Genomic DNA, 8,078 nt, shown 5'->3' with positions numbered 1-8,078 from the left:
CCCTCGGACGGCGCGGGAAGACCCGTGGTCGGGAGGTCCTGCGGCTGCTGCACGGTGGTGACTCCTCGGGTTCGGGGCCGGTGGCGGGGGCTACCGGGAGAGGTGGTGCTTGATCCGGGCCATCACCTCGGCCGGCTCGACCGGCTTGGTGATGTAGTCGCTGGCCCCCGAGGCCAGGCTCTTCTCCCGGTCGCCGATCATGGCCTTCGCGGTCACGGCGATGATCGGCAGCCCCTCGTGCTCGGGCATCGCGCGGATCGCCGCAGTGGCCGTGTACCCGTCCATCTCGGGCATCATCACGTCCATCAGGATGACGTCGATCCCCGGGTGGGCGGCCAGCGCCTCCAGCGCCGCCCGGCCGTTCTCCGCCTGGAGCACCCGCAGGCCGTGCAGTTCCAGGATGCTGGTGAGCGCGTAGAGGTTGCGGTCGTCGTCGTCGACCACCAGCGCGGTGCGGCCGGCCAGCACCGGGTCGGCCTGCGGGCTCCAGGAGGTGTCGCGCTCGGCGCCGCGCACCAGCGGCAGCACCGCCCCGGGCCGGTCGGCGCTCATGTGCAGCGCGACGCGCTCGCGCAGCTCGTCCAGGCTGGACAGGAACTCCAGCGGGCGGCCGGCGTCCCGGCGCACGGTGTGCTCGTCCTGGGCGCCGACGCCCCGGTTGTGGTGCGCCAGCACGGGGACGGCGTGCAGCGCCGGGTCGCGCTCCATCTCCTCCAGGAGCCTCGGGGCGGTGCCGTCGGGCAGGTCGAGCTCCAGGACGACGCAGTGGCACGCGGAGGTGGCCAGCGCGGTGGCGGCCTCCTGGGCGCCGACCGCGGTGACGATCTCCACCTGGCGCTGCGCACCGGCGTAGCGGGCCAGGTCGGCCATGGCGTTCTCCGCCACCAGCGACAGCAGGCCGTTGGGGCGCCCCTCCACCACGAGCAGCCGGCGCGGTCCGTCGGCGGCCGGCCGGCCGCCGCGGTCCTCGTCCCCGGCCGGCTCCGGGGCGCCGGCCAGGGCCCTGCGCGCACCGCCGTCGGCGCCGGCCGCCGCCCCGGGCCGGGCGGCGGGGAGGTAGAGGGTGAAGGTGCTGCCCCGGCCGAGGGTGCTCTCGACGGTGATCGCGCCGCCGAGCAGGTAGGCGATCTCGCGGCTGATCGACAGGCCGAGACCGGTGCCGCCGTACTTGCGGCTGGTGGTGCCGTCGGCCTGCTGGAAGGCGCCGAACACGGTCTCCAGGTGCTGCGGTGCGATGCCGATGCCGGTGTCGCTCACCCGGAAGGCGAGCACCGCGCCGCCGTCGCGCCGCATGCCGTCCGGGAGTTCGGCCGCGGCGGCCGGTTCGATCCGCAGCTCGATCCGGCCCTGCTCGGTGAACTTGACCGCGTTGGACAGCAGGTTGCGCAGCACCTGGCGCAACCGGTAGTCGTCGGTGGCGAGTTCGGCGGGCACGCCGTCGACCGTCTGGACGGCGAAGGCGAGGTTCTTCTGCCCGGTCATCGGGCGGAAGGTGGCCTCGACGTAGTCGAGCAGCGCGCGCAGCGGCACGGCCTCGACGTTGACGTCCATCTTGCCCGCCTCGACCTTGGACAGGTCGAGGATGTCGTTGATCAGCTGGAGCAGGTCGGAGCCGGCCGAGTGGATGATGCCGGCGTACTCGACCTGTTTGGCGGTCAGGTTGCGGGTGGGGTTCTGGGCGAGCAGCTGGGCCAGGATGAGCAGGCTGTTGAGCGGGGTGCGCAGCTCGTGGCTCATGTTGGCCAGGAACTCCGACTTGTACGTCGAGGCGAGCGAGACCTGGTGGGCGCGGTCCTCCAGCTCCTGGCGGGCCTGCTCGATCTGCAGGTTCTTGGCCTCGATGTCGCGGTTCTGCGCGGCGAGCAGCTCGGCCTTCTCCTCCAGCTCCGCGTTGGAGGCCTGGAGCTCCTCCTGGCGTGCCTGCAACTCCTCGGAGCGGGCCTGGAGTTCGGCGGTCAGCCGCTGGGACTCGCCGAGCAGTTCGTCGGTCCTGGCGTTGGCGATGATGGTGTTGACGTTGACGCCGATGGTCTCCATCAGCTGGTCGAGGAAGTCCCGGTGGACCTGGGTGAACGGCTGGACGGAGGCCAGTTCGATGACGCCGAGGACCTGCTCCTCGACCACGATCGGCAGCACCACCAGGGACAGCGAGCCGGTGCGGCCGAGCCCGGAGGAGGCGGCCAGGTAGCCGGCCGGCAGCGAGTCGACGGTGATCGTCCGCCGGCTGCGCGCCGCCTGGCCGACGAACGACTCGCCCAGCCGGAAGCGGGTGGGGCGCTCGCCGTCGGGGAACGCGTAGGAGCCGACGAGCTGCAGCACCGTCCCCTCGGGGCCCTCCTCGGCGAGGTAGAAGGCGCCGCACTGCGCGGCGACCAGCGGGGCGAGCTCGTCCATCACGGACTCGGCGACGACCACGAGGTCGCGCCGGCCCTGCATCAGCGCCGAGAAGCGGGCGAGGTTGGTCTTCAGCCAGTCCTGCTCCTCGTTGGCGCGGGTGGTCTCGCGCAGCGACTGGACCATGAAGTTGACGTTGTCCTTGAGGTCGGCGACCTCGCCGGAGGCGTCCACGGTGATCGAGCGGGTGAGGTCGCCGGCCGCGACGGCGCTGGTGACCTCGGCGATCGCGCGGACCTGCCGGGTGAGGTTGCCGGCCAGGCGGTTGACGTTCTCGGTCAGCCGCTTCCACGTCCCGGAGACGCCCTCCACCTGGGCCTGGCCGCCGAGCCGGCCCTCGGAGCCGACCTCGCGGGCCACCCGGGTCACCTCGTCGGCGAAGGAGCTGAGCTGGTCGACCATCGTGTTGATGGTCTCCTTCAGCTCCAGGATCTCGCCGCGCGCGTTGACGGTGATCTTCTGCGACAGGTCGCCGCCGGCCACCGCCGTGGCCACCTGGGCGATCGCCCGGACCTGGCCGGTGAGGTTGCCGGCCATGAAGTTCACCGAGTCGGTGAGGTCGCGCCAGGTCCCGGAGACGCCCTTCACGTCGGCCTGGCCGCCGAGGATGCCCTCGGTGCCGACCTCGCGGGCCACCCGGGTCACCTCGCCGGCGAACGCGGACAGCTGGTCGACCATCGTGTTGACGGTGTTCTTCAGCTCCAGGATCTCGCCCCGGGCGTCGACGGTGATCGTCTGCGAGAGGTCGCCCTTGGCCACCGCGGTGGCCACCTGGGCGATGTCGCGGACCTGGGTGGTGAGGTTGCCCGCCATCGCGTTGACCGAGTCGGTGAGGTCCGCCCAGGAGCCGGAGACGCCGTCCACCTGGGCCTGGCCGCCGAGCCGGCCCTCGGTGCCGACCTCCCGGGCGACCCGGGTCACCTCGGAGGTGAACCGGGACAGCTGGTCCACCATGCCGTTGAACACCGTGGCGATCTCGCCCAGCAGGCCGTCGGCGTCGTCCGGCAGTTCGGTGCCGAAGTCGCCGTCGCGCACCGCGGTCAGTCCGGCGAGGAGCAGCCTCAGCTCGGGCTCGCCCACGCGCGCGCTGTCGGGCCCTCGCTCCGGTTCGGGCTGGGGCCCCCGCGGGGGCCCTTGGAAGGTCGTGGGGCCGGCCATCGAACGCTCGCCTCCGATCCTGGACGCCGCGAGCACGGGCCGTCGGACCGGTCCCCGGGCGTGGTGTGTACCGCCCCGGAGGCTACCCCAGCCCTTACCCGCGGTTGAAAACTGTTGATGCCCGAGGCAACCTTTCCAGGGTCCCGCCCTTCCGGACACCGCCGGCCGTCTCCATGAAACCTTCACAGACGGCAACTGCATCCTTTTCCGCGTCCGGGGTAGCGGGGCAGAGCCGTACCGACACGACGGAAGGATTCCCATGGTGGCCCCCACCGGTGAACTGCTCGCCTCCGCCGCTGCTTCGACCGCGACCGGACTACGGGACCTGCTGCCGCCCGAGCTGGCGGCGGTGGAGGACCCCCGGGAAGTGGCGCCCGCGGACGCCCGGGAACTGACCAAGGTGCTGCTGCGCCGTCTGGCGACCCTGGAGGAGGGCACCCGGGAGTATTCCTACGTCCGCTCCACGCTGGTCGAGATGAACCTCTCGCTGGTACGGTTCGCGATCCGCCGCTTCGACTCGCACCGCGAACCGAAGGAGGACCTCCTCCAGGTCGGCGCGCTCGGGCTGATCAAGGCGATCGACCGCTTCGACCCCGAGCTCGGTGTGGAGTTCACCACGTTCGCGCTGCCGACCGTCCTCGGCGAGATCCGGCGGCACTTCCGGGACACCACCTGGGCCGTGCACGTCCCGCGCCGCCTCCAGGAACTGCGCATCACGCTGGCCAGGGCCCAGGAACGCCTCGCGCAGCGGCTGGACCGCGCGCCGACCGTGGCCGAGCTGGCCGAGCACCTCGGGATTCCCCCCGAGGAGGTGGTCGAGGGCCTGACCGCGGCCAACGCCCACACCGCGGGCTCGCTGGACGGCGGCGGTGGCGACGAGGGCGAGGGCCCCGGCCCGCTGGGCGACCACCTCGGCGAGGACGACCGCGAACTCGCCCTGGTCGAGGACCTGGTCGCGCTCAAGCCGCTGATCGCCACGCTGCCCGAACGGGAGCGGCTGATCCTGTCCATGCGCTTCTGCGAGGACATGACGCAGTCCCAGATCGGCGCCCGGCTCGGCCTGTCGCAGATGCACGTCTCCCGGCTCCTCAGCCGGACGCTTCGACATCTGCGCCAGGGCCTGGAGGCCGCCTGAGCGTGCCACGCGGTGCGCGCGGTGCGGCTCACCGGGGCGCGAGGGCCCCGTACGACCACCCCTCACTTGGCCGACGGGCGTGACCTCCGTAAGGTCGGAAGGCACGGACATGGAGGGGAACGACGATGATGCCATCCGACAACGACCGGGGAGAGACTGTGCTGGCGGCCTCCCAACCCCGTCCCGAGCTGGTGGTGGAAACCCGCTCCGGGCCCGACGGGGCGATGGTCTGCACACTGGCCGGGGACCTCGACGTCGAGACGCTGGCGCCGGCCGCCGAGGCCCTCGCGGACCTGGTCGCCCAGCGGCCCGCGGCCGTGGTGGTCGACCTGCACGGCGTGGGCTTCTGCGACTCCTCGGGGTTGAACGTCCTGCTGCGCACCCGCCTCGCGGCGGAGCGGGAGGGACTGGAGCTGCGGCTCGCCGCCGTTCCGGCCACGGTGATGCGGGTCCTCGACCTGACCGGGGCGCGAACGGTCTTCGCCATTCACGAGTCGGTCGACGCGGCCCTGGCGGGATGAGCCGGGGCCCGGGCCGACTCGGCCGGCACGCCGGATCCGGACGGGCGCCCACGGGGCGCCGTCCGGATCCGGTGGCAGGCATAATTCCGGAACCGCCGGGAAACCGACCATGCGGAAACGCCGTCGATCCGAAAGGGTGCCCTCCAATGACGCTGAGCCGGGGAACCCTGGACGGAGAACCCCAGCAGGCCCGACCCGTGACGCCGCCGGGCGGCCAACGCAGGCGGCTGACGCTGGCCGGACTCCCCAAGCCGGTCGCCCACGCCAGGACCTTCACCGTCCGGGCGCTCGCGGACTGGTTCCCGCCCGCCGCCGTGCCCGGGCCCCGCGACGAGGCCGCCGAGGACGTGGTGCTGCTGGCGGCGGAGTTGGTCGCCAACGCGATGCTGCACGGTGACGGCCCGCTGGAGATGGTCCTGGAGATCACCGGCGCCCGGCTGCGGGTCGAGGTCAGCGACCGCAGCCCGGTCATGCCCACCCCGCGACGGCCGCACGACCCGTCGATGCCCGGCGGGCACGGCCTGTTCATCGTGGAGCGCACGGCCGACCGTTGGGGCGCGGAGCCGCACAGCCAGGGCAAGACGATCTGGGCCGAGGTCGACGCCGCGCGGCTGCGGCGCGGCGACTGACCGCGCCCGGGGCGCCGGCCCGCCGCCCCTCGCTCCTCCGGCTACAGCCCCTCGACCGCGCGGGCGTCGCCGGTCAGGGCGTAGCGGCGGCAGGCCAGCAGTTCGTCACAGGTGCTGCCGATCTCCTCGCCGAGCAGGTGCAGCACCGTCTCGGCGTCGTGGTCCGAGACGTAGCCCGGCGCCACGCGCAGGGCCAGCAGGCCCAGCTCCCGGTAGCCGCCCCGCAGCCGCTTCTGGGCGCCCAGCCCCTCGGCGACCACGGTGCGCCAGGCCTCCACCTCGATGCCGTCGGGCCCGGGGACGCTGCGCAGGTCGGCGGGCGGGACGTCCGGGCTCTCCCGGAGCTCGGCGACGGCGTCGGCGACGGCGGCGGCCACCCGGGCGGGCTCCCGGGGCTCCCCGCCGGCCTCCGCGCGCAGCCGGCCCAGGCGCTCGGCGAGCAGGTCGGCCAGTTCGGCCAGCCGGCCGCGCAGGTCCACCACCGCCCCCACGTCCAGCACCGCCCAGGTGTCCCAGGCGTGGGCGAGCGAGGGCCCGGCCTCACGGGCCACGGTCTCCTCGATCACCGCGGCGGTGGCCGCGAGGTCGAGCAGGCGGTAGGCCGTGGGCCGTGGGACACCGAGTTCGGCCATGGCGTAGGCGTCCCACGAGGGATGCCCCAGCACCGCCCACGCCCGGCCCCGGTGCGCGGCGCGCACCCGCCGGGTCAGTACCAGCGCGGCGGTGCGGGGCTCCGCCACCGCCGCCCGCAGCTCGTCCGTCACCCGCCGCGCGTCGGCCCGGTCGACCGCGGCGTCCACCTCACGGTTGCGCGTGTCTTCCATACGCCTTCCTTGCCCGCTGCGCGGCGGGCGAATCGTGCGGTACCGGGGCGTACCCTCCGTTACCGGCCGGCTCCGCCCGGGCCGCCGGGGTTCGCGTGCCCGCGGGGTGGCACACGTGCCGATTCCGTGGCATGACCGGGGCCCGCCGGGGCAGACGGTGCCCACAACGTTCCGGGACGGTTCGAGGGAGGGCGAGGCCGATGTCGGAGAAGGTGGCGGCACAGCTGAGGATGCGTCTGATCACCGGTGAGGCGCAGGGGCGGGACCTGGACGTCGAGTGCCGCTACGAGAGCGCCGATCCGTTCGCCGTCCATCTGGACTTCGGCGCCGAGGAGGGGGCCGTCTGGGTGGTGGCCCGCGACCTGCTCGCGGCCGGGCTGCGCGGCCCGGTGGGCGAGGGCGACGTCCACATCGAGCCCAGCGGCACCGGCGAGCACGTGTTCATTGCCCTGGGCGGCCTGTCCGGGGTGGCGCTGCTGAACGCCCCCACGCGCCCGCTGGCCCGCTTCCTGCGGGCGACCGGCCGGGCGGTGCCGGTCGGCTCGGAGTCCGGCCGCATCGACTGGGACCGCTGCATCAGCGACCTGCTCTCCGCCTGAGGCGCCCCCCGGGCGGAGAGCCGCCGGGTCAGCGCCCGCCGTTCCCGGCGGCTGCCCCGCCGCTCCGGTCGGAAACCCGCCGCCGCCCGGCATGAACCCCGGGATCGGGGTTAGACGGCGGGCGACACCGACCACCGTCCCGCGCCAGGAAAGGGCCGCCGTGACCGACATCTCCCGCCTTCCCGGAGCCGTTGAGCAGCACTGGAACTGGCAGCTGGAGGGAGCCTGCCGCACCGTCGACAGCAGCATCTTCTTCCACCCGGTCAACGAGCGCGGCGCCGCCGCGAAGGAACGCGAGCAGCACGCCAAGTCGGTCTGCGCGCGCTGCCCGGTGCGGGTGCCGTGCCGCCGGTACGCGCTCGCCACCCGGGAGCCGTACGGAGTGTGGGGCGGGCTGACGGAGGAGGACCGGCGTGCGCTGTTCACCGATGCCTCGGCGCCGGGCGGCCGGCGCGCGTAGCGCGGCCCCGGGACGCTGCCGGACCGCGCGCGCCGACCGGGTTTGCCCGCCGGGAAGGGTGGTACACGCAGCGCCGGGGCCCGGCCGGAGAGCGGCAGGTCACCGGCCCTCCGAGGCCCCGCCCGTCCGCATCCACCGGGAGGTATCCGTGATCGTCCTCGGCGTCATACTGCTCATCATCGGCTTCGTCACCGGCATCTCGGTGCTGTGGACCATCGGCATCGTCCTCGTCCTGATCGGCCTCGTGCTGTGGGTCGCCGGTGCCCTCGGCCACGCCGTCGGCGGACGACGCCACTACTACTGACCGCCGGCCGCGGCACGGACCCGGCGGGTTCGCGGACCACTCCCGGTCCGCGGA

The 8,078-nt window shown here is 73.8% G+C and carries 8 protein-coding genes; 6 read left to right on the top strand and 2 right to left on the bottom strand.

Annotated elements, in window-relative coordinates; genetic code table 11:
• Positions 1–90 precede the first annotated feature (90 nt).
• Entirely contained in the window at positions 91–3,552 is a 3,462-nt protein-coding gene (locus tag ACFXAM_RS36355) for a HAMP domain-containing protein (RefSeq protein ID WP_380297923.1), read from the bottom strand.
• 259 nt (positions 3,553–3,811) lie between these two features.
• On the opposite strand from ACFXAM_RS36355, the gene ACFXAM_RS36350 reads away from it, so the two are divergent.
• The 3 genes from ACFXAM_RS36350 to ACFXAM_RS36340 all read left to right on the top strand — a co-directional run bounded on the left by ACFXAM_RS36350 (position 3,812) and on the right by ACFXAM_RS36340 (position 5,837).
• A complete protein-coding gene (locus tag ACFXAM_RS36350) occupies positions 3,812–4,687 on the top strand; it encodes a SigB/SigF/SigG family RNA polymerase sigma factor (RefSeq protein ID WP_380297921.1) in 876 nt (291 codons plus the stop codon).
• A gap of 125 nt (positions 4,688–4,812) precedes the next feature.
• A complete protein-coding gene (locus ACFXAM_RS36345) occupies positions 4,813–5,208 on the top strand; it encodes an STAS domain-containing protein (RefSeq protein ID WP_380297919.1) in 396 nt (131 codons plus the stop codon).
• Positions 5,209–5,354: 146 nt separating this feature from the next.
• Entirely contained in the window at positions 5,355–5,837 is a 483-nt protein-coding gene (locus ACFXAM_RS36340; protein ID WP_380297918.1) for an ATP-binding protein, read from the top strand.
• Between the two features lie 41 nt (positions 5,838–5,878).
• On the opposite strand, the gene ACFXAM_RS36335 is transcribed toward ACFXAM_RS36340, so the two are convergent.
• Entirely contained in the window at positions 5,879–6,661 is a 783-nt protein-coding gene (locus tag ACFXAM_RS36335) for a hypothetical protein (RefSeq protein ID WP_380297916.1), read from the bottom strand.
• 200 nt (positions 6,662–6,861) lie between these two features.
• On the opposite strand from ACFXAM_RS36335, the gene ACFXAM_RS36330 reads away from it, so the two are divergent.
• The 3 genes from ACFXAM_RS36330 to ACFXAM_RS36320 all read left to right on the top strand — a co-directional run bounded on the left by ACFXAM_RS36330 (position 6,862) and on the right by ACFXAM_RS36320 (position 8,024).
• Positions 6,862–7,260 carry an SsgA family sporulation/cell division regulator gene (locus ACFXAM_RS36330; RefSeq protein WP_380297914.1) on the top strand — a complete coding sequence of 133 codons (399 nt, stop codon included), beginning with the start codon at positions 6,862–6,864 and terminating at the stop codon, positions 7,258–7,260.
• 160 nt (positions 7,261–7,420) lie between these two features.
• Positions 7,421–7,720: a WhiB family transcriptional regulator gene (locus tag ACFXAM_RS36325; protein ID WP_380297912.1), complete on the top strand. Its 300-nt coding sequence runs from the start codon at positions 7,421–7,423 to the stop codon at positions 7,718–7,720.
• A gap of 148 nt (positions 7,721–7,868) precedes the next feature.
• Positions 7,869–8,024 (top strand): DUF6131 family protein, encoded by a 156-nt coding sequence (locus ACFXAM_RS36320; RefSeq protein WP_380297911.1) that lies wholly within the window; start codon positions 7,869–7,871, stop codon positions 8,022–8,024.
• Positions 8,025–8,078 lie beyond the last annotated feature (54 nt).

It is taken from the genome of Kitasatospora sp. NPDC059462 (assembly GCF_042749955.1).
Lineage (GTDB): Bacteria > Actinomycetota > Actinomycetes > Streptomycetales > Streptomycetaceae > Kitasatospora.
This window is presented reverse-complemented; position numbering and strand designations above follow the sequence as displayed.